Raw genomic sequence first — 24,836 nt, forward strand, 5'->3', positions numbered from 1 at the left:
TACAAAACACATCTTGCGGTTTCGCCTTACGGCGGCCTTTAAGGCTTTGTACTACAATGATTATTGCGGCGCACCAAAGAGCGCCACTTTGTACTACAGCACTCTCAAGTCGCGCTGAGAATGCTGGAGAGCCGAGGCTCGATCCTCTCCTTCAAGAGCGCGATCAACTCGGGATCACCACGCTCATATTCATCGGGGATATTGAGCGTGATGATGCGGTTCTCTGCTGGACGGTTCTTCCTGCACTTACGCCTTATCCATTCGCGGTGATGGTTCTCCATCGCGAAGATCAGGTCGGCACTAGCGACAAGCTCTCTTGTCAGCGGCCTGGGCGCTTCGGAATCCGTCCCCGCCGAGATCGCCTCAATGCCAGGATAGTCCCTGAACACGTCCTCGGCGGTCGGACTTCTGAGCTTGTTGGCGGTGCAAACGAACAGGACTTTCATGATGACTTCGGCATGTAAGAGGAAAGTATGATGGATTCTAGTCCGCCAAAATCCAGCGCGTCGAGTATATCTTGCGTCAGTCGCTCGTGGGGCGGCCTTACGATTTCCATCTCAATCTTGTCGCAGTCTTCTTTAACGCGACTTGCTACGAAGCGATGAGCACGTCGAGCTTCCGTGCCCTCGACGGAGAAGGTCAGGCCGGAAAGCCGTCTGACTTCCTCGTCGGTTCCAAGGCGCGGATAGCAGAGCCAGGTCGAATATATTCTCGACTCATAGCCGTTATCACTCAAGCCAAGCAAAACGATGTTCCCCGTCATCGTTAGAACGATGCCTTCGTCTACTCTTGTTTGACTGAAGTTCGGATGATCGGGATCGATAAAGTCTTGCTGCTCTGAGTACCGTGTTACACCTCCGCTGGTTTCGATCCGAAGGCGAGATATTTGAATTCGCTCGTGGCTCAATCGCTCAATATGGGTGGCCGGCCGAAACATTCGGTAGCATCCATCCAACTGAACAAGCTCAGGAGCGAAGGCTTTACCGATTCGGGCACGATGCTCGGCGGCGAATTCTGCGAGCCCTGCTGGCAATCCGCTCAAAGGTCTGAACAGTTCTGTGCGGAAGTCGCTGGATCGTTCAAGGAATTCGAAGACAATGCGCTTCTTGTGAGACTGCGCATTGGCCACACGGGCAAGACCTTCTTCCTGCCATCGCACAAGCGTTGATTCCGCGATCAACGTCTTGCGTGGCTTGTGCTTGCTTCCCTGCCTCGCACGGTCTGACGCTTGAGCGCGGTCGTCGGCGTTGATCGCTCCTGCCAACCTTTCCAACGCGCCCTTCTCGCGGGCGAGGTCGGACAGAGCGTCAAAGAGCCTCTGATTATGCTCGTCTGTTTCCTGCCACGGCATCCTGAACGGCTCCTGCAAATCCCCGCATTTGTGCTGACATTTGCACAGAATTTGCGGGGCAAGAAGTTAGTTTTCTGAGGTTTTTCGCTTCTGAGAACCCGCCACATGTTTCGGGACAGCGGCCAAACGGTGTGCTGTCGATCTGAACCAAAAGGAGTGAACAAATGAAACCTCATGAAAAACACGGGTTCGAAGTTGGCAAGAACGGCGGAACGGTTCCTACCAACGGGCTTCCCTCCAAGACGAGGGAAGAGATCGATGCTGCGGTGAACGCTGGCAAGCAAGCCAAGTGATTTGCCTTCGGGCGAGGCGGCTAAACCTGCCTCGCCCAATCTTGAAACTAAAAAACTAAACTGGTGAGAATTGCGGTGAGCAATAACAGCAATCATAAGAAGGGATCGCCGACCGCAGCCCTGCTGCTCGGGGTCTCGTTCTATGCTGTCGCCAGTTACTGGCCGCAGGTCATGGGCGGAACGCCCGACGCGGCAGATGATTTTTATGTCGGCACATTCAAGTTCTTTGGTGCGCTGGCGGCACTCGGCGGCATCGGCGGTTACTACAACGCCTGGAAGCAGCGCGAGAAGCGCAAAGCCAGCGAAGAGGTTTCGGGCACATTCGGCGAGGCCGCGTTCGCAACACTGGAAGATTGCAAAGACGCTGGCTTGGATGACCCGCAAGGACTGTATCTCGGTACGCTCGAAGATGAACCACTGTTCTATAGCGGCAAAGCTCATCTTCTGACCTGCGCCCCAGCACGTCAGGGAAAAGGCATCAGCGCCGTAATTCCTAACCTGCTGCATTATGCGGGCTCAGTAGTTGTCACCGATCCCAAAGGCGAGCTGGCGGCGGTCACGGCGGAACATCGCCACGAGCGCTTCGGTCAGCGAGTCGTCGTGCTGAACCCGTGGGGGCTACATGGCCTACCGCAAAATCGCATCAATCCTCTGGAAGAGCTGATCTCACTGGCGAGCGATGCGGCGCGTCATCGCGGCCTGACCGATGAAGTCAAAGCTATCGCACTTCAGCTTCTTCCCGAGCCTGAAGACACACGCAATCGCTTTTTCCGCGATGGGTCGCGAGAAATCCTGCGCGGCGTGATGCTCTATCTTGCGCTTACTACGCCCAAGCTCTGCACACTACCCGAGGCGTGGAGGCTCGTTGCAAACCCCAAGCGGCTTGCCCGTGCAGTGTACGCAATGAGCCGCTCGGACGCGCTCGGCGGTCTTCTTGCCGATATCGGCGATAACCTTGCCCATCAGATCGAGGACAATCCCGATCAGTTTGCTGACTTCCGCGCGGGCGCGGTGCAGGCGCTCGAAATTTATGAACCTGGCGGCTATCTCGCCGATGCAGTCAGTGGCTCGGATGTATCACTCGCCGAACTGAAGAGCGGCGCGGTTTCGATCTACCTCGCCTTTCCGCAGGATCGGATCGCCTCTCACGGCGCGGCGCTCGGTCTGATCGTCAATCGCGCAATCACGGCAGTCGCGCGGTCGCCAGAGCGCGGCGAAGTTCTGTTCATGCTCGATGAGTTCGCCAACATGAGCAAGCTCTCGGGGCTAGCTGAAAGCCTGACCGCTTTGCCTGGGCTCGGCGTTCGCGTCTGGATGTTCGTTCAGGAGCTGGCCGAACTTATTCGGCTCTATGGTCCGAATACAGCAAGGACGCTGCTGTCGCAGGCCGAAGTGAAACAATTCTTCGCGGTTCAAGATTTCGAACTGGCAAAAACGCTTTCGCAGGCGCTCGGCGAGAAGACCGTTAAAACACGAAACTACAACCTTGGCCGCTCTGAAACTGACGACATTGGCGAAAGCCTGTCCGAGACAGGCAGGCCGCTCATGTCTCCTGATGAGATCAGGCGAATGCCTGCTGACGAGCAGCTCCTGCTGGTCAATCGGCTGCCAGCAATCAGGGCAAAGCGCCTGCCGTTCTGGTTCTTCTCGCCGTGGCGCAGCTGGGCGAAGCCAAACCCCGTCGAGGGTGATTTCCCAAATGAGAAGCCGTTCGCGCGGCTTGCCTACGAATTCTGACGAAGGAAAGGGACTGAAAATGAATAAGCCCAAAGTCAAAGTCTTGGGAAGCAAACCGCCTAAGCGGCCTGAAGGTATTTTCAAGCGCATGCGCCGCCGCATTGGTGCTGCAACCAGAGCCGTCTTGCTGCGCCCTGGCATCGTCATTCTTGCAGGACTTTCAGGCTTCGTCGTGGTGATCGGCACGCCGCATGTCGGCTGGGAATACCAGTGCAGCCACCCGATGCGCGGCTTCGGAACCTGCACGACCGTTTCCTGGTGCGCCTACTACGGCGTGCAAGGCCGCCGTGTTGAACGCCCTGAATACGGCGAGCGCTGTCAGGTCGTGACGATGCTGCCGCTGGATTGGGACAAGCTCATTGGAGGGAAATCGTGATGGAAGAATGCTTTCTGACGCTCGGTTTCACCCAGACCGTCTGGGACAAGCTCATCAAAGTCGCTGCCTTCGAGTCCCGCGATGACCTCGAAAAGTTCGTAGCTGAGCTTCTTCGGGCGGCTATCGAAGAGCGAGACAACCTCAGGAAAGCTGAGCTTTATTCAAGCGTCGAAGTGGAGATCGAGGTGCTTCGTGAGGTCTACAAGCGCCGTCATGAAGCCAAGCTGAAAGACAAGCAAGTAACCGAAAATACAGGAGATTTGGACGATGGCATCCTGTTCTAGAAACCCCAAAATTTGTATGGAAATAGGAGAAAATGGTACAATGATAGAAGGTAAAACAGGCTCTCCTCGGGAGGGAGATGCTATGAAGGATGAATTGATGACGACAGGTCTGGGAGACCTGCGTGAGTGGTTCGATGCGTCCGCAAAACCTGTCGTGCGCATCGATGTTGAAAGGTATCAGGAATACCTTGACGGCTCGGGCATGACTGACGACCAGAAGAAAGAGTTCCTCGAAGCGCTCTGGTCGATCATTGTCTCTTTCGTGGAGCTCGGCTTCGGCGTGCATCCTGTTCAGGAAGTTTGTGGAAAACTCCCCGCAAACAGTCCTGAAAGCCCCAAAGAGGCCTTCAATCGGGTAAGTTTGGGGGACAGCACAGGAAGTCCGAGATCAAAGGGTTTCAGCCCGTAGGGCTGGATTGGAGGACAGATGAACGAGCATAACACAAGCAATCAGGGGGACACGAAGGCAGCTATTTATTGCCGCGTGTCCTCTACAAAGCAGAAGCTGGAAGGCAGCGGCCTCGACAGCCAGGAGCACCGCTGCCGCCAGTATGCTGATGCGAAGGGCTATCAAGTCGAGGCGGTCTTCCCTGATGACGCATCGGGTGGCGGCGATTTCATGAACCGCCCTGGGATGGTTGCGCTGCTCAGCTACCTCGATGCACAGCCCAACAAGAATTACGTAATCATCTTCGATGATCTGAAGCGCTTTGCGCGTGATACCGAGTTTCACATCAAGCTGCGGCGCGAGTTCCAGACGCGCGGCGCTCGCATCGAGTACCTTAACTTCAAGCTGGATGACTCTCCCGAAGGCAAGTTTGTGGAGACAATCTTCGCCGCTCAAGGCGAGCTTGAGCGCGAACAGAACCGCCGCCAAGTCATTCAGAAGATGAAGGCGCGGGTCGAAAAAGGATATTGGGTTTTCGCTGCGCCCACTGGTTTCAAATACCAAGCAGATCGAACGCACGGCAAAATCATGGTGCGCGATGAGCCTGTGGCATCCATCCTCGCCGAAGCTCTTGAAGGCTTTGCCTCGGGGCATCTGCAATCGCAGGCCGAGGTGAAGCGCTTTCTTGAGTCAAAGCCTGCCTTCCCGAAAGACACGCCAGAAGGCGAAATCCGCTGGCAGCGCGTCCAGCGGCTTCTGTCGCATCTGACCTATGCGGGCTATGTCGAAGCGCCCAAGTGGGGTGTGACGCCGCGAAAGGGGCATCACGAGCCGATTATCAGCCTTGAGACGTTCGAACGCATTCAGGAGCGGATGAAAGGCAAGGCAAAGGCTCCCGCTCGCAAAGATATCAGCGAGGACTTCCCGCTGCGCGGCTTCGTGCTGTGCGATGACTGCGGTGAGCCAATGACCTCGTGTTGGTCGAAGGGGCGCTCGAAGCATTACGCATACTACCTGTGCGACACACGGGGCTGCGAGAACGAGCGCAAATCGATCCCTCGCGATAAGGTCGAAGGCGGCTTCGCAGACATCCTGAAAGGCCTCCAGCCGACGCGCCAGCTCTTCATGCTCGCCAAGGTAATGTTCAAGGATGCTTGGAATATGCGCCTTGCCGAAGCGCATCGGGACAAGGACGAATTAACAAAACAGCTGCGCGATGCGGAAAAGCAAATCGAAACGCTCTTGGAACGGATCGTTGAGGCAGACAACGCTAGTGTCATTAAGGCCTATGAAGGCAAGATAGCGAAGCTGGAGCGTGAGAAGCTGCTGCTGAGCGAAAAAGCTGCTCGAATCGTACCGCCGAAGGGGAGGCTAGAGGAGTTTATCGAACCAGCGCTCGAATTTTTGGGAAGCCCTTGGAATCTCTACGAAAATGGCAGCTTGGCCTTCAAGAGGACAGTGCTCAGACTGGCCTTTTTGCAGCCTTTGCGGTACTCGGCGAATTCGGGTTATCGAACCGCTGAAATCGCCTTTCCTTTCAAGGTGTTAGCGGAAATTTCAACGTCAAAAGGCGAGATGGTGGAGCCTAGGGGAAACGCCGCCGAACGCCTAATGCACTGATAGTAAACACTATTGTAGTGTGGTGGTTTGTACTGTGTCTCACCTTAGTGTCACACCCGAACATAGGCAACTAGTACGTTTGGGCTGATGTCTTGGGCCACGTTCCCACTCTGTTGCTTCCGTGGCCCAAGTGCGCATGTGACTAGTTGGTCGGTGTCATATCGACGATTGTGGGTTCGCGATTGCCACTTGTTGGGAATACTATCATCTCGTCACCCATCGCTTCGAAGTCGATTTGTTTGAGATCGACCATGTTCACAGTGCGGTCGTACATAGTGTGATAGTAGTAGGTCAGGTCTTGTGAGTTGCTTGCAGTCGTTACCTGTGTCGCGCTGTATAGTAAGTCTTCAGACTGCACATCATCCTGAGCACCCTCTGCTGCGTCGGCTGGTATGTTGAAGTTGTCGAGTATTCGGAAAGCCTCGCGCACAGTGTCATAACCGCCCTCTGTCTCACGTGCTGTTTGAGAAAATGCGACCGCGCGGACAAACCGCGACGGAGGTGTGAAATCACCGGGTAGACCGATCATTCCGCTTCCTGCGCCCAGCGGGGCAAAGGTGACGCCGCTGGCTTCGACTTCGGGAAGGCCGATAGCGGTCAGATTTACGTAGTTGTTGAGGTTGGTCATGTGCCAGTCGTAATTAGGCGAGTTGGTGATGACACCAAGCGGAGCCTCAAAGACGGTCAGTTCACCGTCAATGTACTCTACGACAATCCGGCCACCAAAGCGGTCTGCGACCAACATGTGAAACGGAAACGGGAAGCCGAGCGTCTCGTCAACAACTCCTACAACACGTATGGCCTCAAGACCGGCCTGTGCCTCCTCAACTGTCTCGAACATAGACAGGACGTAGGCAGCTAGAAGGTCGCCGGGTATAGTGTTGTCGGCAAGATCGGGCAGATACTCTTGGTATTCTGTAAACCCCGGCAAATAGAACAGTCCGGCAGTCAATCCAGCCTCATTGATACCATCAGCAGGTGCTCCGTGGTCCAGCATACTAATGCCAACCATCCCAAAGCGTCCTGTCCAAGCGGCCCCTTCTTGTCCGTCGGGCATCTCCCCTGCGCTGTAAGCGAAGCCCCTTGGTATGACATTGATCTTGGTCTCAAGATCGAATGGGCCCCATTCCGCTGTTCTTGCTCGAACGATGCTTCCGTCCGTTCCTGTCAGCATGATCCCTGTGCAGGCCCAAGCCATTGAAACGGATGCAACCAAGGCGACCCCAGCGCGTGCGCCGAGCTTTATCAATCTGTGAACCATCTTCGTAAGTCTCCTGCTGCTAAATTGGGTAACTATGGGGTAAGCCTAAAGGCGTAACGCTGATATGTCTGCCTGCTGTGCCGCACGTGCCCAAATAATTTTGCTCAAGCAACGGTCGGATTTGGCCAATCCCATAGTCAAGTTTGCAGGTACGCGCGCTACACGGCGCACTTTTTCGCAGAGTGACTAGTACTACCGGTCTGTCGCGTGTTTGAATTTTCTGCTCGTCCGCTTTTCAAAGGTTGCAATATCTAGGCGAGCAACGTGGGTTTTTTCGCTGGATAAAACCTCGCAATCATCCCAATATCAACCATAACGTGCAGTGCGTCTGTGGGCTTCTCTGCATGTGTTTTGAACCAAACCATTTACAAGGACCCATCCTGTGGAAGTATTGATACTGCTAGTAGCTGCTGGGGTGGTTGTGCTGTTCGTTGTGCGTAGCAAACGTCAGCCCGATAAAAACATTAAGCCGACCTACCAACCAACATCGGACTTGAAGCCGAGATTGGACGCATCCCGCCCCCAAGTGGTGCAGCAGCCCCCGCGTTTTGATGCTGACAGTGCCGTACCAGAACCAACAGAAAAGGTATTGGAAGGCTCAGCCTATGTTGTGGACGGCGACACCATCAAAATCCAGAAAACCCAAGTGCGCTTGTTTGGCGTAGATGCGCCGGAGATTAACCACCCGTACGGCAAGAAGGCCAAGTGGGCTTTTGTGTCCCTTTGCAAGGGGCAAAAGGTGAGGGCAGTGGTTACTGCTGAGGATACCCACGGTCGTACAGTGGCAAAGTGCTACCTTGAGGATGGGCGCGATCTTTCTGCAGAAATGGTCAAGCTGGGGATGGCGATAGATTGGCCCAAGTTCTCAGATGGTAAGTACAGAAGCCTAGAGGTGCCGGATGTACGAAAGAAGCTGTGGCTGGCTGATGCAAGGCAAAAGGGGCATATCAAGGTTTGGGAACGGTTTGAGGCGAGACAGGCTTCTCTCAAGCAGAAGAAGTAAGACCTCTAAGTTGCCTCTCGGCAATGCTGTTTGGTCCGCTAAAAGGTCCTATGTGTGGAGTTCGGAAGATGTTGCCACGTGGTGCGTGTAGCGGTCTAAAGGCGGCGGTGTCATTTACGCTGCCCAATAGTCTACCAATTCAGACGTGAACCTCTTGGTACGGCCTTATGCTATGGTCGGCAGTTCACTGAAAGCCATGGACGGTATGCTGTGCCCCATGGGTGTTAGAGCCCAGCCCTGACGGGTTTTTCTCTCTCCTGTGCCCATGCTGACACAGACCAGTGGATGCATGCGTATGGCGGCGCTTGTTTAACCGGTGTGGTATTCTAGCTTCAGGATCGGCTTTGGTCGTCTATCTTGCAAGAATGCACTCACAAGCATTCGATCTAGTTCGTTTATGTTTAGTGCATGTGGTGCTTTCTATAGGTGTTAGGTCCGGTCAATGCCATCTAGTCCATCTACCGATAAGAAGTCTTTCACCTATCGCCCACAGAACATAGAGCAAGTTAGTATCAACCAAGTTGTCCTATTCGCATTATGCAGCATGCAGCCCCGGGCTATGTTGATAAGGATGCTATTGACAGTGTGCCCTTAACTGAAGTTTCCAGCCGATAGAGTGAAAAGAAATTGAAAACAAATAGATATACTGTTGTTGTCATACGAATATACTTAGAGCATTAGTGTTCGTTTGGTACTGGTTAACCACTAGGTGCCCTAGGCATATTGTTATCCGGCATCACTATATATTGGATATACCATGTATATACACCTGTGAGGTGCTATAAGGTATCTACTTATCTATCCTATTCGGCACAAATATACTGATCATATATTCTCTAAGTGGAACTATTGTGATATACTAAGTATATACAATTCGGTTAGCCACATGTGTATATACTATGTGTATCGTATTGTGCTGTGATCCATTGTGAGCTTTAGAATATAACAAATAATATTCTAGGCTTGCATCGGTACTAACCCGGTTCATAACCTAATCTATACATCCAACAGGGCAGACAGATGAGCAAATGTTTCACGGAATGTTTCACGCTTCATCTGTCATACTGTCTTGGTTCGTAAGAGGGAGGGATTGGCGGAACTTGGTTCAAACTTCTGGGACTTTACCGGAATGCAAAGAAGACAGATGACCCGGCAAAAGTGCATGCCGATGCAGGTTCAGAAAGCTTTAGTTCGACCTCACAGCGACTAGAGCACCTTTTTCAGGAGAAGGGGCGGTCAACTTGGGCCGGCACTGAGTATCCGGTAAACAGACGCACGGCTTATGCCTAGCTCTTTGGCGATCTTGGTAGCGCCGACGCCTTCACCGGATAACGCCAAAACGTCATCAGACTTAGCCAATGCGGTAGGCTTGCGCCCCTTGTACTTACCAGCAGCCTTTGCTTTTGCAATTCCTTCTCGTTGCCGTTCAAGCATGATCTCGCACTCGAACTCGGCAACGCTTCCCAAAAGGTTCAACATCAGCTTGCCTTGGGCAGTGGAAGTGTCGAGACTTAAACCCAAGATCGTTAGGTGCGCCCCAACGGTATCAAGTTGGCTGCGTATTTCCATAAGGTGGGCCATAGAGCGCGCCAGACGGTCCAGTTTGGTGACTACTAGGTGATCACCCTCTCGGATGAAGTTCAGCGCCTCTGTGAGCTTCTCACGCGCTCTTACATCCACCGAGGACACCTGTTCGGTGAATACCTTCTCGCACCCGGCCCGTTCGAGTTCCCGTAGTTGAGCATCAAGCCCAGCCGTTTGATCCAAAGTGGAAGTCCTAGCATAGCCAACAAGCATGATCTTTTCTGTCTCTCAAAGTCCTAGATATTGAGATACATATTGTCTCAAAAGGCGAAGTCAATGTCTGTGAGATACAATTTGCGTGTGTGCCAGTTGTGCCGCTGGGGCAGGGCCTTGTGAAACAGCAATACTATACAAAAGGGCCAAGACATATGCTGACTACCCCATGGGGGGAGCTCAGGCTGTCCGGAGCTATAGATACGGGCTCGAAAAAATTCGCCAAAAAATTACAGTAAATTCGGCCTAAGCAGCGGACATTGACGCTGTATGCAGCGAATGACCGCCCTGAGCCCATTTTGCTGGATGTTGCGCGTTGCACGAATGGCGGCTTTCTCTGCCCTTGCGATCTATTGATTTGTAAGGGAAGCTCATTTCAAGAAACGAGTGTGAGGTAGAGATGTCAGTGGCAGTCCGGCCAGTCGCGGAGCGTGATCGAGAGGATTGGGATACGCTGTTCGAGGCTTACTGCGAATTTGGCGGCGATCAACAAACCGCTGAGATGCGAGATCGCGTTTGGGACTGGATACACGATGAAACAGCCCAGACGACTTGTTTCATCGCCGAAAACGATGCGGGCGACGTGATTGGTTTCGTACACTTTCGAGAATATGAGCGCCCAATGCCTGCAACCAAAGGAGCTTACATCGACGATATGTTCGTCTCGCCTTCGGCACGCGGACAGGGTGTCGTTGATCAGTTGATCGCTTCGGTCGGCGAGTATGCCAAGAAACAAGGCTTGGATGTGGTTCGTTGGATGACCTCTGACACCAACTATAGAGCTAGGTCAGTGTATGATCGACATGCAACGAAAAGTAACTGGATAACCTACCAGCTGAAAATGTGATGGTTCTCAATTCGGACTTGCATGGGTTTGGCTCTTCTTGAGCGACTGATCCCCTGCAGCGGACATTGGCGCAGCTGCAGCGAATTGGTGCTTTGTCCACAAAGTAGGCTTTAAAGTTAGTTGCAGCAAACGACCGCATTGTGCCCAACTTCAGCCTCCAGCTTCTCGGTACTCTTTGGCGTGCGCTAAACGCAGTTCTCTGTACCTGATCTTGCAGATCGCTTCGCTTAGCACGGGCAAAGGTACGTTGCCGTCGCCATAGCGCCCTGCCATACCGGGCAGCTTATGACCCAAGAGGATGTCATTTATGTCAGGTTGCACACCAGCATGACGGCACGCATCTTTGAAGTTATGGCGGAATGAGTGGAAGGAGGTCTTGGCAGTCTTCACACCAATTCTGTCGATGTAGCGGTTAAAGTCTTTGCTGGCCTGATCTGAGTAATAACCTGTCGCTCCCAGCTTTAGTTCTGGGAACATCCGCTTGTGCCCTGCCTGTCTCTGAGCCTGTACGAAGCGGAGGAAGCCAAGCCGAACTAACTCCGGGTGTATGGGAACAAGTCTGCTTTTGCCGAACTTGACGCGTTGGTCTTCGTCGCTCTCTTGGACCCGAATTAGGTGTATACCCTCTTCATGGTCAATGTCTTCAACGTTCAACTGGCATAACTCGTTCAGACGTGCGCCGGTCCATAGGCCGAGCAGTGGAAGCCAATACCAACTGGTATTGCTCAAGTCTGTATCTCCCGGCACTGTGCGGAACCGCCTTGATTTGCACCCTGTGTACAGGGGGCTGTTGAAGATGGCTTGCAGTTGCTCTTTGCTGAACGGGTCGTGTTGGTTTCTGGCGTTGTTGTTGTCAGCTATCTTCATCGGCCCAAAGATGTCTGCAACCTCTTCGTCCAACTGTTTGTCAGCCCACTTCCATATCCCCTGCAGCCTTCCCAAGGCCTTGTTGACTGTACTTACGGACAGCGTTGGCAGGCCGTGGTCTTTAGCTGCTTGCACGGCTTCTCTAGGTGTTAAGCCAATCGTTTGCGGTAGTTTATTCCTGTTGCTTGGAAGCTCAATCAGGACGTTCTTAAAGTCTCGTGCGTCCGTTTTTCTATATTCCAGAACCGGACGGTCGCCTTGCAATTCTATGAAGAGGTCTGTCCAAGCCTGATAGTCGTTCAGCAGCTTGGCTGACCATTGGCCTGTCTGTTCCGCCTCAGCTTTTCTTTCAGCGAACAGGGCGGACAGAACCGGGCTGGAGAGCCCCTCTGGAGGCTTCTTTTCAACTTTGGCGGCGTTACAGCCGGAAGTAGTCTCTGGGCCCTCGGGGACGCTCACGGGCGCGCTGGGCGGCGCGCTGAAATCGTATGTCTCGAAGGACTTGTTATGCTCCAGCATCGCTTCATGAAAGCCAATCCAAGCCTTCCGAATTTCATCAAGAATGGCCCATTTGGTTTGGATTGGTTGCTTCTGGGGAATGCCGGATGCGTTACAAAAGGACTGGTACTGCTGAGTGGCATAGTCCTTCTTCATTATGTCCCAGAAGTCTTCGTTGTCCGCCTCATGAAGTCGGATGGTGTCAGCGATGCGTTCTTTCTCTAGTTCGGTATAGGGACCGAGTTCATCTCTACGTGCCTTTGCCTTCTTAAGTACTTCCGTGAAGTGCTCATGTACCTTTGTGCGCAGTTCGCGGTGGTTCATGCCCGATACTTCTATGTGCTTTGTTATTGTGTCGCCGCACACTGCAAGACGCCGTGCCAGAGTACCAGCCTCTTTAGGGCATCTTGTACGCAAAGACACCCGAAGGGTCCTACGTGTGGTGCATGGTCTAGTCTGGGGTTTTGGTCTTGTGTCGGGCAGTGGCCAACGGAAGTAGTAGATGCCATGTCGGGACAGTGAGAGATACGCATGCAGCTTCATTTTGTGTCACACCTGTGTGTCACACCGCTCTAATGCTTGCTATCTAGTTGTATTGTTAGGTTTTGGTGGAGCCTAGGGGAGTCGAACCCCTGACCTCTTGCATGCCATGCAAGCGCTCTCCCAACTGAGCTAAGGCCCCAACATGTTCTGCCGCAGCAGTGGGCGGACGTTTATGAGACAGTGGCGGTGAGTGCAAGTCCAAAAATGGAATCCGCCAAAAACTTTCTGACCCAAATCCGGGATTGGCGCGAGGCGGCGAAGCGCCGCCTCAGACCGCGATCAGTTCTCGTCTTCGGACGACATGTCGGTGATGTCGTCCAGCGAGACATTGTCATCGCTGTCATCATCATCGTCCAGCAGATCGTCGTCCAGATCCACATCGACGTTGTCATCATCATCCAGAACCAGATCGTCCTCAGATGCGTTTTCGCGTGCTTTCGCCGACGCTGCGTCTTCTGCGTCTGCGGCGATCATGCGGCTTTTGCCGGTGTCCAGTTCCACGATCTCGCCGGTATAGGGGCTTACGATCGGGTCCTTGTTCAGGTCATAAAACCGTTTGCCTGTTGTCGGACAAACGCGCTTTACGCCCCATTCTTCCTTGGGCATGTCAAATCCCCTTGATATCAGGTGAGTCGTGTCAACGATTCAGGTCACGTGCCACATGCGGCGGGGACTGTCAAAGCCTTTGAGCAGGAGAAACAGGACAATGGGAGATTACGCACTGCCCGGAAGGCCTCCGGTGCCGCTGACCCTGCGCAAATCGGCGCGTGCGCGACGGATCAGCCTGCGGATTTCCCAGTTGGACGGGCGCGTTACCCTGACTTATCCGGTCGGTGTGCCCGAGACCGAAGCCCTGAGTTTTGCGCGCCTCAAAGAAGATTGGATTCGACAGCATCTGCAGGATCGCCCCGACCCGGAGATGGTTCAATTCGGCCAGTCTATTCCCGTCGAAGGTCGTGCACGACGAATCGTTCCGGCAGAAGGGCGGCGTGTGCTGTTGAAGGATAATGAAATTGCCGTGCCAGAAGGATCTGAGGCCAAGCGCCTTGCCCGGTTCCTGAAAGAATTGGCCCGTGATCGGCTGACCGGCGCGTGCGATGATTACGCCGCGATGTTGGGGCGCAAATACGCGAGCCTGACGATGCGCGATACCCGTTCGCGATGGGGGTCGTGCAGTTCGGCAGGTGGTTTGATGTTTTCATGGCGTTTGATCCTCGCGCCGCCCGACATCCTGCACTACGTTGCAGCCCATGAGGTGGCGCATCTGGTTGAAATGAACCACTCTCAAGCTTTTTGGGCGCAAGTCGAACGCATCTTCGGTGACTACAAAGCGCAACGCCGTTGGCTGCGCGACAACGGGGCGCAGCTACATCAGTACAGATTTGACACGAGCGTGAGTTGACGCTGGGCCAATTTGTGATCACATAGGGAAATGATTACCGCGCGGCCATCGGACTCTCAGACTGCGACCCATGATCGGGTTTATCGCGCCCTTCGTTCCAGGATCATGCATGGTGATATTGCGCCGGGACAGGCGCTGACCCTTCGCGGGATTGGTAAAGAATTTGGTGTGTCCATGACCCCTGCACGCGAAGCCGTTCGGCGGCTTGCAGCAGAAGGTGCTTTGTTCCTGTCATCCTCAGGCCGTGTCTCGACCCCCGAGCTTACAAATGATCGGATCGAAGAACTGGCCGCATTGCGCGCCCTGCTTGAGGTCGAACTTGCCAGCCGAGCGTTGCCGCGGGCCCATATCGCGTTGATCGACCGTTTGCAAAGCATCAATATGACTGTGGCCGAGATGGTCACCAAGCGGGACGCCGTCGGCTATATTCGAACGAACCTCGAATTTCACCGAACACTATATCTGCGGGCGCAGGCCCCAGCTATGCTGGCGATTGCAGAGACCGTCTGGTTGCAGTTGGGGCCGACCATGCGTGCGCTTTACGGTCGGTTGCGACGCACCGAGCCGCCTCATTACCACAAGCTGATCATAGCAGCGCTGAAAGCCGGGGATGAGCCCGGATTGCGGCTGGCTGTGCGATCCGACGTGACGCAAGGGTTAAGGATGCTGGTCAGCTAGGCGACCCATTGCCGATGCGCCTTGAATATCTGAATTCTGTGCAGCTGTTCTGGTTTGGGGGCCCGGTCTGGGCTACGCTGAACCAAATCACAACAAGAGCAGATTTCAGTCATGATAAATCGTCGAGTATTCTCAGTCGGTCTCGGATCTTCGCTGGTGGCCGCCTGTTCAGGGGGGACGCAATCTGCGGCCCCTGCGTCCCGGATGCGTGCTGTTCCGAACGCAGGCTGGGATGCATGGGTTGCCAGCTTTAAAAACCGTGCGGCCGGGCAGGGTATTTCTCAGACCACTATCAATCAGGCGTTTCAGGGCGCAGGTTATCTGCCCGGCGTTATTGAGCGCGATCGCAACCAGGTGGAATTCAAACGCTCACTTGAGGACTACCTGGCTATTGCTGCATCGGATGAGCGCATTGCGACGGGACAGCAGATGATGACGCGCCATGCGGGAACCCTTTCGCAAATCGAAGCGAAATACGGTGTCGACAAAGAAGTGGTCGTGGCGGTTTGGGGGTTGGAAAGCCGTTATGGCGCGCGCCGCGGCGATATTCCGGTGGTGTCGGCCTTGTCGACACTGGCCTATGACGGGCGGCGCGGTCAGTTTTTTGAAAGTCAGTTGGTTGCAGCGCTTGAGATTTTGCAGAACGGCGACACCTCGCCTGCGAACATGACCGGCAGTTGGGCCGGTGCGATGGGGCATACGCAATTCATCCCGACATCGTATCAGGCCTTTGCGGTGGACTTTACTGGTGACGGGCGCCGTGACATCTGGTCGGAGGATCCCACCGATGCGTTGGCGTCGACGGCTGCCTACCTGTCGCGCTCGGGGTGGGTGCGTGGGCAGCCGTGGGGGGGCGAGGTCGGATCGGTGTCGGGTAACCCGGTTGCCGTATTACAGCCGCAGGTGCCGGGGCCGCGTATCGCGGTATTTCGCAATTTTCAGGTGATCAAACGCTACAATAACTCGGACAGTTATGCGATCGGGGTTGGGCATCTGTCCGACCGGATTGCAGGTGGTGCACCGTTTCAGACGTCGTTTGGGCCGGATGCAACAGGTTTGACGCTGGAAGATCGCAAGGAACTACAACGTAGGCTGACCTCGGCTGGGTATGACACGCAAGGGGCAGATGGGGTGATCGGTAACAACACCAAATCCGCCATCAGTGGTTATCAAAGCGCCAATGGCTTGCCGGTGACCGGAGAACCCTCTGTATCCCTGCTGCGTAGACTTGGGGGGTGACGCTTATGCGGCCAACCCTTTCGAGCCGATGTCCAGGAATTTCTGACGCCGGTGCCGGATCAGTGCAGCGGCGTCCTTACCTTCAAGCTCTTGCAGCATCGCGGCAATCGCGGCGCGAACAGAGTCTACCGTCGCGGTCCGATCCCGATGTGCACCGCCTTTGGGTTCTGTTATGATGCGATCGCAGACGCCCAGCTTGTACAGGTCCTGTGCCGTCAGGCGTAGCGCTTCGGCAGCTTCACGCATTTTCTCGGCGTCTTTCCACAAGATCGACGCGCACCCTTCCGGTGAAATCACAGAATAGACGGAGTGTTCCAGCATTGCGACACGGTTGGCTGTCGCGAATGCCACCGCACCGCCAGAGCCACCTTCACCAATGATAACAGACACCAAAGGCACCCCGATTTTCAGGCACATTTCGGTTGACCGGGCGATAGCTTCGGACTGGCCGCGTTCCTCAGCGCCTTTGCCGGGATAGGCACCGGCCGTGTCGATTAATGTGATGACGGGCAGGCCAAAGCGGCCGGCCATCTCCATCAGTCGTACGGCTTTGCGATAGCCTTCGGGGCGGGCCATGCCAAAATTGCGTTCGATGCGGGACTTAGTGTCCGAGCCTTTTTCATGGCCGATCACCATGACGGGTTGATCGTTAAACCGCGCCAGACCGCCAATTACAGCCAGGTCATCAGCGAAATTCCGGTCACCGGCCAATGGCGTGAACTCGGTGAACAGCGCCTCGACATAGTCTTTGCAATGGGGGCGTTCCGGATGCCGGGCCACCTGGCACTTGCGCCACGGGGTCAGGTCTTCATAAAGCTCTTCCAGCAGTTTGGCGGCCTTGGCGTCCAATGCTGCGGCCTCTTCGGCTACGTCCATTTCTTCGTTGGCACGCGCCAGTGCACGCAATTCCTCGGCTTTGCCTTCGATCTCGGCCAGGGGTTTTTCGAAATCCAGATACTGGGTCATGACGCCTCTCAACGCGGAAGTTCCCTGCTATATGACCTGACGCCGCTTGGGATGCAACTCAGCAAGATTTGTGGATGCGCAATATGTTCAGTTGAGATGGCAAGGAAAGAGGACCGGATCGGATGGCAAACAGCTATGAGGCACGCATTCTGCGCGTTTTGGCCTATATCCACGACAACCCTGCCGGGGATCTGTCATTGGATGCTTTGGCGGATGTCGCTGCCATGTCGCGGTTTCACTGGCACCGTGTATTTCGGGCCATTACGGGCGAGACCTGCGCGCAGGCCGTGCGCCGGATCAGATTGCACCGTGCGGCCAGCCGTCTGGTGCAGTCCGACATGGCGATCGCGCAGATTGCGCGTGATGTCGGTTATCCGAACCTCAACTCCTTTGCGCGGGCTTTTACCGACGCCTACGGCGCCAGCCCGGCCGCTTTTCGAAAGGCCGGTCAGTTTTTGCCCGCAAATCCACTTTTCAAAACAGGAGACTATCCCATGCACCCAATTGAAACCCGCACCGAGCCCAGCCGGCGTATTGTCGGCCTGAAACACACCGGCACTTATTCCGAGATCGGCAAAAGCTTTGAGGCCTTCGGCGCGTTATGCGAAGCTCGCCAGCTTTGGCCCAAACTTGGTCCGGTGATCGGCGTTTATCTTGATAGCCCTGACGAAGTGCCCGAAGACCAACTGCGCAGCTACGCCGGTGCCGAATTCTCTGGTGAGGCAACGCCGGATGGGATGGAGGATATGCAAATCCCCGGCGGTAAAACGGCTGTTCTGACCTACAAGGGCCCGTATTCCGGGATCCACGCGGCCTATCACAGCCTGTTTGGCAACTGGCTGCCGGGTTCAGGCGAAGAACCCGCCGATCAGCCATGTTACGAGATCTATCTGAACGATCCGCGCGACACCGCGCCTGAGGATCTTTTGACCGAGATTTGCCTGCCGTTGAAGTAGATTGCCTGCCTCAGAGGTCTTTGTCTAGCAGCGCACAAAAGTGCGGTAATGACCTGATCGCATGAAAGAACCCGGCGCGGGCGTTGAAGGCCCGCGCCAATTGTTGTTGGGGAGCGGCCCTGACTTTGATGGATGAGAGATTGACAGCGCAATGGACAAACTAGGCAGGGATAACGGGTGCCTCTGTTCCGCCGCCATTGCCGCGATACAGCGCTTAGACTTGGACCGCCGGAATGCCCACGCCGTTGAGAGTGTCATGGGTTTCGTTGCTTTTATCACCTGTTCGGTTGGTGTGTAATCTGCGAATAGCAGCGAAATTGTGAACCTTGGCCTGCTTGTCGGGTCGAATGCCTTGGCCTAGTGTGAAGAAAAAATGCCGTCGGAGATGCGGCATGCACTCAGGGAGATGACTATGAAGTTCTTTGCAGTTGCAGCAATGGCTGCGGCGTTATCCTTAGTTGCAAGCGTTACGTTTGCGGAGCCGTTGGTTTTGGAGCCCGCCAGTCCTCAGCCGTCAAGCGTCAAACCCGGCCTTTCAGTTAAATATGCGTGGCTTGGTAAACCTCCGCAAAAAATTCAGTCAATTGGTAGCGCCAAGAACCTACTTCGTGCACAAGCCGAGCCTGGTGATCCTTTGCGAGGGTTAGATTACCGGGATACGAAAAAGGGCGATCCTGTGATGACGCATCCCGAGCACTATAATGTTGCGGCTGACATTGAAGGATACATAAAATTTGATGCTCCGGGCCTTTACGAACTGGTCACATATTCAAATGATGGAATAGAAGCTTGGGTCGGTGGCCAAAAAGTTGGGAGTGCAGGAGCTTCGCAGCCCTGTAGCGCGAATGAGCAAGTCGAGGTCGAAGTACCGCAGGCGGGGTGGTACAAATTGCAAATTTTCTACTATCAAAAGTACGGCTCGGCGTGCCTTATGATGAAGTGGGGAAAAAGCGGAGAAAAGTTGAAATGGACGCCAAACGAGGCGTTCGGCCGCTAGCAATGTCTTGTATGAAGAAAAGGCGCCTTTGAGACGCCTTTGCTATCAACCGTTCGCCGCGATCAATTCGGCCTGGGCGACGATCACCTCGGCCTGTTTGATCGACGCAATATCGACCAGACGGCCCTTATAGACGGTTGCCCCTTCACCATTGGCTTTAGCCTGTTCCATCGCGGCCAGAATTTCGCGCGCTTCTGAAACGGCCTCGTCTGAAGGAGTGAAGACCTCATTGGCCAAAGCGATCTGCTTGGGGTGGATCGCCCACTTGCCGACCATTCCCAAAGTGGCCGAGCGTTTGGCCTGTGCGATGAACCCGTCATCATCCGAGAAATCGCCAAAGGGCCCGTCGACCGGCAACACACCATGGGTCCTGCAAGCGGCAACGATAGCGGCTTGAGCCCAATGCCAGGGGTCGGACCAATGCTTTTCGCCCTCGCGCAGCATGTAATAGTTTTCCTGGGTGCCGCCGATGCCTGTGGTTTGCATCCCCATCGACGCCGCAAAGTCCGCAGCACCCAAGCTCATGGCTTGCATACGTGGGGATGACGCTGCGATTTCTTCGACATGGGCGATGCCTGCGGCCGATTCAATGATGACTTCAAAGCTGATCAGTTTGGTGCGGCCTTTGGCGCGCTCGATCGCGGTGACCAGCGCATCGACCGCATAAACATCCGCAGCGCAGCCAACTTTGGGGATCATAATCTGGTCCAAACGGTCGCCAGCCTGTTCCAGCAGATCGACGACGTCGCGGTACCAATAAGGCGTGTCCAGCCCGTTGATGCGCACGGACATATACTTGTTGCCCCAGTCCACAGAATTCAGCGCCTCGATGACGTTTGCACGCGCGGCGTCTTTGTCGGTGGGCGCGACCGAGTCTTCGAGATCCAGATTGATCACATCCGCTGCAGATGCCGCCATTTTGGGGAATAGCTTTGTATTCGATCCCGGTCCGAACAACTGGCAACGGTTGGGGCGCGCAGGGGCGGTGGGTTGAATGCGAAAGCTCATCGGGACCTCGTGCGAGAAAGGAAATTACGTTTTTGTCGCCCATGTGGGTATTAAATTGCGCGCACCTTCGCAAGGGGCTTTGTGCGGATGCAGCATTGCAATCGCAGCATTCCCCGAATTCAGTGGTTGTTTCGATGGTTAAAGTTTAATCACTTTAAGAATTCGACAGATTTTTGCGTGAGATGACTAAAGGGCGCAAAATTTTCCCGACCAATTGAGTGCTGCCGGTCGAAAACGAGAAACACTCGTTCGACACGTCCCATAGCCTGCGGCGGAATCAAAGGAGTGCACCGCAATGATCGAGACACCGTATCTGTTGTTTTTGGGCGATGCGCCCGACCAGCTCGCAGCAAAAGTTGCCATTGGTATCCGGGACTGGCGTCCGGAAAACGCCGTTGGTCAATTCCGGATGGATGGTTGCAAGGCCGATCTGGGGATGAAAGACCTGACCCTTGCCGAGGCGAAAGAGGCGGGCGCAAAGACACTGGTCATAGGTGTTGCAAACCGCGGCGGCGTTATCAGCGAGGCGTGGAAAGCGGTTTTGATCGAAGCGCTGGAGATGGGCTTTGACCTTGCCTCTGGTTTGCATAATCTCTTGCGCGACGAAGGTGATCTGGTTGCCGCTGCACAGACTCACGGCTGCACACTGCATGACGTACGTGTTCCGACCGTGGGTTATCCGATTGCGAATGGTAAGAAGCGCACGGGCAAGCGGTGTCTGGCCGTTGGTACAGATTGTTCTGCGGGCAAGATGTACACGGCGATGTCGATGGATGCCGAAATGCGTGAGCGTGGGATGAAATCCACATTCCGGGCAACCGGGCAGACGGGCATTCTGATCACAGGCGGCGGCGTTCCGCTGGACGCTGTGATCGCAGACTTTATGGCAGGCTCGGTTGAATACCTTACGCCCAATAATGACGAAGACCACTGGGACCATATCGAAGGGCAGGGCTCTTTGTTCCATGTGTCGTACTCTGGCGTCACGATGGCCCTGATCCATGGCGGCCAGCCGGACGCGCTGATTTTGTGCCACGAACCGACGCGGACCCATATGCGGGGCTTGCCCGAGTATTCTCTGCCTACCTTGCAGGAGCTGCGGGACACTGCCTTGCCGCTGGCGCGGATCGCAAACCCGGCTTGCCAGGTTGTTGGCGTTTCGATCAACACACAGAATCTGGGTGAAGACGAAGCGAAAGACTACATTGCGAAAGTCGAGGCCGAGATGGGGTTGCCTGCGACAGATCCTTATCGCTTCGGCGCTGGTAAACTGGTGGATGCTTTGGCGGCTCTGTGATCTAAGCGATCCGGGTCTCTTAACTTCGATCCGTTTGAAACAAGGGGTGAACGCGTGCAGATCAACGTCGCTCGTGATGTATTTCGGTTGGCGCAAGTCTTTACGATCTCGCGCGGGTCCAGAACCGAGGCCAAGGTGCTGACTGTCCGTATCTCTGACGGTCAGTATCAAGGTTGGGGGGAATGCGTCCCCTATGCCCGGTACAACGAAACGCTGGAGTCGGTCGAAGCCGAAATCAACGGCTTGCCGGATACCTTCGACCGCACGCAGTTGATCGATCTGTTACCGGCTGGCGCTGCACGTAACGCAGTGGACTGCGCGCTGTGGGATCTGGAGGCCAAGCGTGCAGGCCGACGTCCGTGGGACTTGGCGGGGCTGCCCGTGCCGGGCCCCGAAATCACTGCCTACACCCTTTCGTTGGACACGCCCGAGGCGATGCAGGCACAGGCCGCGCAGAACGCGCATCGCCCGTTACTGAAAATCAAGCTGGGTACACCCGATGATATGCCCAGGCTGGAAGCGGTCCGCGCCGGCGCACCAAAGGCCAAGATCATCGTCGACGCGAATGAGGGCTGGTCTGCCGATGTTTACGCCGACCTTGCCCCGCATCTGGTGCGGTTGGGCGTGGCGCTGGTGGAACAACCTCTGCCAGCCGGGGATGACGAGGCGTTGATCGGGATGGATCGGCCAGTTCCGGTATGTGCGGACGAATCCTGTCATGACCGTTCGAGCCTGCCAAAGTTGAAGGGCAAGTATGATGTCATCAACATCAAGCTGGATAAAACCGGTGGCCTGACCGAAGCGCTTGAACTGCGCAAAGCGGCCATCGCCGAAGGCTATGACATCATGGTTGGATGTATGGTTGGCAGTTCCCTCGCCATGGCGCCTGCGACCTTGTTGGCGCAGGGTGCGATGGTAACAGACCTTGACGGCCCGCTTCTGTTGGCCGAAGACCGCGACAACCCGCTGACTTTTGATGACGCCGGGGTGCATCCGCCTGCGGCTGCGCTTTGGGGCTGAGGAGAACAACATGACCCGCACTGTTTACGTGAACGGAGAGTACCTGCCTGAAACAGAGGCCAAGATCTCGATCTTTGACCGGGGTTTTCTGATGGCGGATGCCGTTTATGAGGTCACAAGCGTGCTGGACGGTAAGCTCATCGACTTTGAAGGTCATGCGGTGCGACTGAGACGATCGCTTGACGAGCTGCAGATGGCAGAGCCCTGCACCAAGGAAGAGCTGCTGGAAATCCACCGCAAATTGGTCGAACTGAATGGGATCGAAGAAGGCCTGGTTTATCTGCAGGTCTCACGCGGCAGTGACGGCGACCGTGACTTTGTTTTTCCTTCTGCCGACACCAAACCGACGCTGGTTTTGTTTACGCAGAACAAGCCGGGCTTGGCAGACAGCCCTGCTGCCAAAAAGGGTGCCAAGATCATCTCGATCGACGATATCCGCTGGGGTCGACGCGATATCAAGACGGTACAACTGCTTTACCCGTCCATGGGCAAGATGATGGCCAAGGCTGCGGGTTGCGACGATGCTTGGATGATCGAGGACGGCTATGTCACCGAAGGCACCAGCAACAACGCCTATTTCGTCAAAAACGGAAAGATCGTGACCCGCCCGCTGTCCAACGACATTCTGCATGGGATCACCCGCAAGGCCGTGCTGCGCATGGCGGCCGAGGCGCAGATGGAAGTCGAAGAACGTTTGTTCACCATTGATGAAGCAAAAGAAGCAGACGAGGCGTTCACCACATCTGCCAGCGCTTTTGTCATGCCCGTGGTGGAAATTGACGGTGTTGCGCTGGGCGACGGCACGCCCGGTCCGATCGCCACGCGTTTACGTGAAATCTATTTGGATGAAAGCCGCAAAGCAGCGGTCTGAACCTAAGGCCCGCCGCTTGGCGGGCTTTGTTCGTTTAAGGGATTACCCCTTTTTCGTGACGTTCTCTTCGAAAGCGACCTTGAACTCTGCCTGCTTTTCAGGGCTTGCGTCGGTCTGGTAGTTCGCTTTCCACTCGTCCATGGTCATGCCGTAGAACTTCTGGCGGGCTTCGTCCTTGCCCATCTCGATGCCTTTTTCATTGGCGGCCTCTTGGTACCAACGCGACAGGCAGTTGCGGCAGAACCCGGCCAGATTCATCATGTCGATGTTCTGAACATCGGTGCGGTCTTCCATCAGGTGCTTTTGCAACCGGCGGAATGCCGCGGCTTGAAGTTCGATTTCTGTTTGATTGTCCATGGTCTGGCTCCGGATAACGATCTCTTTGCTTTTGACCTAGCGGTCCGACGGCGATGTTTCAACAAACGGCTTGTCAGGCCAGCTTCAGCGCCAGCCAAGGCACGACGCAAAACACAAGTGTAAGGATCTTGTAGTTGGCCAGATATCGAAAATACGCGCCCTTCACCTCTGACGCGTCCATCTGGAACATCCTGCCATGTATGTCTGCAATCCGATCCTGCGCCAAAACAATCATTGCTGTTGTGAACAGCAAAACGGCAACGTTGATCACGGCCATCCAACCAAAGACGGCCATCAGAGTTTCCTGAGTCATGGTCGCCTCCTTTCTCCGCAAACATGGGGTTCAGGGTACGGCCTCACAATAGCGTGTGATCAAAGGTCGCTGTCAGCGAGTGCATCCTGCAATACAACCGCCAGCCGTTCGGCCCACGCCCTTTGACCCGTGTGATCAGCAATCAGATCGTTGCGCAGTTCAATTAACGCATTTGGCCGGCCAAACGTGGTGCAATGCTTGTCGATCGCATCTCCGGGCAGGACGCCGGTGTAGGGTTCGTTCACACCAACACACAGATCGCCTTCCGATTTCAGCCGGTTGACCAGGGGGCGTGCAAACCGGTCGTCCGGCGTATGCAGAACGCCGATATGCCAGGGCCGCGGCGCGCGCCCACGCAGTTGGCGGGTAAACGAGTGCATCGACACAATCACCGCATGGGGCAGGGCGGCCAGTTCCGCCAGCGCGTTGTGGTAGGGCCGGTAGCACATGTCCAGCCGCCGTTCGCGTTCGGTGGCATCTGCGTGACGATTGCCGGGGATGATCGAGCCGTCATAGAGCTTCATCAATAGGGTCGGGTCGTCCTCACCCCGGTTGGGGTCTATCACAAGCCGCGAGAAATTGGCCGCGATAACCGGGGCATTCAGGATTTCGCCCAAGTGCTTGGACACTTCGTATGCACCAACGTCATAGGCGATGTGGCGTTCCATATCTTCTCGCGCCAAACCAAGATCGCCACCGTTGATGCTGGGCGGTACGGTGTTGGTCGCATGGTCACATGTGATCAGCCAGCGCGATGGTCGATCCGCGCCATGGATAAAAAACGGAGAATACGTCATGAGCCTGTCATCTAGTTTGTCGCAGGTGTAGGGCAGTTGCTTCGAAAAGGGAATTGCGCAATAAGCAGCG

The 24,836-nt window shown here is 55.2% G+C and carries 27 protein-coding genes and 1 tRNA gene; 16 read left to right on the forward strand and 12 right to left on the reverse strand.

What is annotated here, in order from left to right:
* Window positions 1–104 precede the first annotated feature (104 nt).
* Window positions 105–446, reverse strand: coding sequence for a hypothetical protein (locus ACR0BD_RS14425; protein ID WP_480831455.1), 342 nt, complete (start codon window positions 444–446; stop codon window positions 105–107).
* Entirely contained in the window at window positions 443–1,351 is a 909-nt protein-coding gene (locus ACR0BD_RS14430; RefSeq protein WP_480831457.1) for a hypothetical protein, read from the reverse strand. The genes ACR0BD_RS14425 and ACR0BD_RS14430 overlap by 4 nt, the downstream gene beginning before the upstream one ends.
* Before the next feature lie 164 nt (window positions 1,352–1,515).
* Between ACR0BD_RS14430 and ACR0BD_RS14435 the strand changes: the two genes are divergently transcribed.
* The 6 genes from ACR0BD_RS14435 to ACR0BD_RS14460 all read left to right on the forward strand — a co-directional run bounded on the left by ACR0BD_RS14435 (window position 1,516) and on the right by ACR0BD_RS14460 (window position 6,049).
* A complete protein-coding gene (locus ACR0BD_RS14435; protein ID WP_480831459.1) occupies window positions 1,516–1,644 on the forward strand; it encodes a hypothetical protein in 129 nt (42 codons plus the stop codon).
* A gap of 75 nt (window positions 1,645–1,719) precedes the next feature.
* On the forward strand, window positions 1,720–3,381 hold the full coding sequence (locus ACR0BD_RS14440) for a type IV secretory system conjugative DNA transfer family protein (protein ID WP_480831462.1): 1,662 nt from the start codon (window positions 1,720–1,722) through the stop codon (window positions 3,379–3,381).
* Between the two features lie 19 nt (window positions 3,382–3,400).
* Window positions 3,401–3,757, forward strand: coding sequence for a hypothetical protein (locus ACR0BD_RS14445; protein ID WP_480831466.1), 357 nt, complete (start codon window positions 3,401–3,403; stop codon window positions 3,755–3,757).
* Entirely contained in the window at window positions 3,757–4,041 is a 285-nt protein-coding gene (locus tag ACR0BD_RS14450) for a hypothetical protein (protein ID WP_480831468.1), read from the forward strand. Before ACR0BD_RS14445 ends, ACR0BD_RS14450 begins: the two co-directional genes overlap by 1 nt.
* Before the next feature lie 82 nt (window positions 4,042–4,123).
* Window positions 4,124–4,450, forward strand: coding sequence for a hypothetical protein (locus tag ACR0BD_RS14455; RefSeq protein ID WP_480831470.1), 327 nt, complete (start codon window positions 4,124–4,126; stop codon window positions 4,448–4,450).
* 18 nt (window positions 4,451–4,468) lie between these two features.
* A complete protein-coding gene (locus ACR0BD_RS14460) occupies window positions 4,469–6,049 on the forward strand; it encodes a recombinase family protein (protein ID WP_480831472.1) in 1,581 nt (526 codons plus the stop codon).
* A 142-nt stretch (window positions 6,050–6,191) separates the two neighbouring features.
* On the opposite strand, the gene ACR0BD_RS14465 is transcribed toward ACR0BD_RS14460, so the two are convergent.
* The gene (locus tag ACR0BD_RS14465; protein WP_480831474.1) at window positions 6,192–7,310 is read right to left on the reverse strand and encodes a linear amide C-N hydrolase; all 1,119 of its coding nucleotides are present in this window, start codon (window positions 7,308–7,310) and stop codon (window positions 6,192–6,194) included.
* 382 nt (window positions 7,311–7,692) lie between these two features.
* Between ACR0BD_RS14465 and ACR0BD_RS14470 the strand changes: the two genes are divergently transcribed.
* Window positions 7,693–8,313: a thermonuclease family protein gene (locus ACR0BD_RS14470; protein ID WP_480831477.1), complete on the forward strand. Its 621-nt coding sequence runs from the start codon at window positions 7,693–7,695 to the stop codon at window positions 8,311–8,313.
* Window positions 8,314–9,549: 1,236 nt separating this feature from the next.
* Here the strand turns inward: ACR0BD_RS14470 and ACR0BD_RS14475 are convergent.
* A complete protein-coding gene (locus ACR0BD_RS14475) occupies window positions 9,550–10,110 on the reverse strand; it encodes a recombinase family protein (protein WP_480831479.1) in 561 nt (186 codons plus the stop codon).
* Window positions 10,111–10,510: 400 nt separating this feature from the next.
* On the opposite strand from ACR0BD_RS14475, the gene ACR0BD_RS14480 reads away from it, so the two are divergent.
* Window positions 10,511–10,957: an N-acetyltransferase family protein gene (locus ACR0BD_RS14480; protein ID WP_480831481.1), complete on the forward strand. Its 447-nt coding sequence runs from the start codon at window positions 10,511–10,513 to the stop codon at window positions 10,955–10,957.
* Between the two features lie 150 nt (window positions 10,958–11,107).
* Here the strand turns inward: ACR0BD_RS14480 and ACR0BD_RS14485 are convergent, their stop codons facing one another.
* The 3 genes from ACR0BD_RS14485 to ACR0BD_RS14495 all read right to left on the reverse strand — a co-directional run bounded on the left by ACR0BD_RS14485 (window position 11,108) and on the right by ACR0BD_RS14495 (window position 13,471).
* Window positions 11,108–12,646, reverse strand: coding sequence for a site-specific integrase (locus ACR0BD_RS14485; RefSeq protein ID WP_170766400.1), 1,539 nt, complete (start codon window positions 12,644–12,646; stop codon window positions 11,108–11,110).
* A gap of 282 nt (window positions 12,647–12,928) precedes the next feature.
* Window positions 12,929–13,004: transfer RNA gene (locus ACR0BD_RS14490), tRNA-Ala, on the reverse strand.
* 140 nt (window positions 13,005–13,144) lie between these two features.
* A complete protein-coding gene (locus ACR0BD_RS14495) occupies window positions 13,145–13,471 on the reverse strand; it encodes a TIGR02300 family protein (protein WP_480698729.1) in 327 nt (108 codons plus the stop codon).
* A gap of 100 nt (window positions 13,472–13,571) precedes the next feature.
* Between ACR0BD_RS14495 and ACR0BD_RS14500 the strand changes: the two genes are divergently transcribed.
* From ACR0BD_RS14500 to ACR0BD_RS14510, 3 genes are all read left to right on the forward strand, one after another.
* On the forward strand, window positions 13,572–14,267 hold the full coding sequence (locus ACR0BD_RS14500) for a M48 family metallopeptidase (RefSeq protein ID WP_480831483.1): 696 nt from the start codon (window positions 13,572–13,574) through the stop codon (window positions 14,265–14,267).
* 30 nt (window positions 14,268–14,297) lie between these two features.
* Window positions 14,298–14,945, forward strand: coding sequence for a GntR family transcriptional regulator (locus tag ACR0BD_RS14505; RefSeq protein WP_480698725.1), 648 nt, complete (start codon window positions 14,298–14,300; stop codon window positions 14,943–14,945).
* A gap of 111 nt (window positions 14,946–15,056) precedes the next feature.
* Window positions 15,057–16,184 carry a lytic murein transglycosylase gene (locus tag ACR0BD_RS14510; protein WP_480831486.1) on the forward strand — a complete coding sequence of 376 codons (1,128 nt, stop codon included), beginning with the start codon at window positions 15,057–15,059 and terminating at the stop codon, window positions 16,182–16,184.
* Window positions 16,185–16,187: 3 nt separating this feature from the next.
* Here ACR0BD_RS14510 and ACR0BD_RS14515 read toward each other — a convergent pair whose 3' ends face one another.
* Window positions 16,188–17,150, reverse strand: a complete 963-nt coding sequence (locus tag ACR0BD_RS14515) for an acetyl-CoA carboxylase carboxyltransferase subunit alpha (protein ID WP_480831487.1) — start codon at window positions 17,148–17,150, stop codon at window positions 16,188–16,190.
* Window positions 17,151–17,272: 122 nt separating this feature from the next.
* Between ACR0BD_RS14515 and ACR0BD_RS14520 the strand changes: the two genes are divergently transcribed.
* Window positions 17,273–18,106, forward strand: coding sequence for an AraC family transcriptional regulator (locus tag ACR0BD_RS14520; protein ID WP_480831490.1), 834 nt, complete (start codon window positions 17,273–17,275; stop codon window positions 18,104–18,106).
* A gap of 412 nt (window positions 18,107–18,518) precedes the next feature.
* On the forward strand, window positions 18,519–19,103 hold the full coding sequence (locus tag ACR0BD_RS14525) for a PA14 domain-containing protein (protein WP_480831491.1): 585 nt from the start codon (window positions 18,519–18,521) through the stop codon (window positions 19,101–19,103).
* Between the two features lie 45 nt (window positions 19,104–19,148).
* Here the strand turns inward: ACR0BD_RS14525 and ACR0BD_RS14530 are convergent, their stop codons facing one another.
* A complete protein-coding gene (locus ACR0BD_RS14530) occupies window positions 19,149–20,111 on the reverse strand; it encodes an L-malyl-CoA/beta-methylmalyl-CoA lyase (RefSeq protein WP_480831493.1) in 963 nt (320 codons plus the stop codon).
* A gap of 295 nt (window positions 20,112–20,406) precedes the next feature.
* Here ACR0BD_RS14530 and dgcN point away from each other — a divergent pair, with 295 nt between their 5' ends.
* The 3 genes from dgcN to ACR0BD_RS14545 are packed head-to-tail and all read left to right on the forward strand — an operon-like array spanning window position 20,407 to window position 23,299.
* A complete protein-coding gene (gene dgcN, locus ACR0BD_RS14535) occupies window positions 20,407–21,408 on the forward strand; it encodes an N-acetyltransferase DgcN (RefSeq protein WP_480831495.1) in 1,002 nt (333 codons plus the stop codon).
* A gap of 54 nt (window positions 21,409–21,462) precedes the next feature.
* Entirely contained in the window at window positions 21,463–22,428 is a 966-nt protein-coding gene (gene dgcA / locus ACR0BD_RS14540) for an N-acetyl-D-Glu racemase DgcA (RefSeq protein WP_480831497.1), read from the forward strand.
* A 10-nt stretch (window positions 22,429–22,438) separates the two neighbouring features.
* Window positions 22,439–23,299: a D-amino-acid transaminase gene (locus ACR0BD_RS14545; RefSeq protein ID WP_480831498.1), complete on the forward strand. Its 861-nt coding sequence runs from the start codon at window positions 22,439–22,441 to the stop codon at window positions 23,297–23,299.
* A gap of 42 nt (window positions 23,300–23,341) precedes the next feature.
* Here the strand turns inward: ACR0BD_RS14545 and ACR0BD_RS14550 are convergent, their stop codons facing one another.
* The 3 genes from ACR0BD_RS14550 to ACR0BD_RS14560 form a co-directional block, all read right to left on the reverse strand.
* Window positions 23,342–23,656: a DUF1244 domain-containing protein gene (locus tag ACR0BD_RS14550; RefSeq protein WP_480698707.1), complete on the reverse strand. Its 315-nt coding sequence runs from the start codon at window positions 23,654–23,656 to the stop codon at window positions 23,342–23,344.
* A 73-nt stretch (window positions 23,657–23,729) separates the two neighbouring features.
* Window positions 23,730–23,969 (reverse strand): DUF6868 family protein, encoded by a 240-nt coding sequence (locus ACR0BD_RS14555; protein ID WP_480831501.1) that lies wholly within the window; start codon window positions 23,967–23,969, stop codon window positions 23,730–23,732.
* Between the two features lie 59 nt (window positions 23,970–24,028).
* Window positions 24,029–24,766 (reverse strand): N-formylglutamate amidohydrolase, encoded by a 738-nt coding sequence (locus ACR0BD_RS14560; protein WP_480831502.1) that lies wholly within the window; start codon window positions 24,764–24,766, stop codon window positions 24,029–24,031.
* Window positions 24,767–24,836 lie beyond the last annotated feature (70 nt).

The sequence above is a fragment of the Ruegeria sp. G5 genome (genome assembly GCF_056533365.1).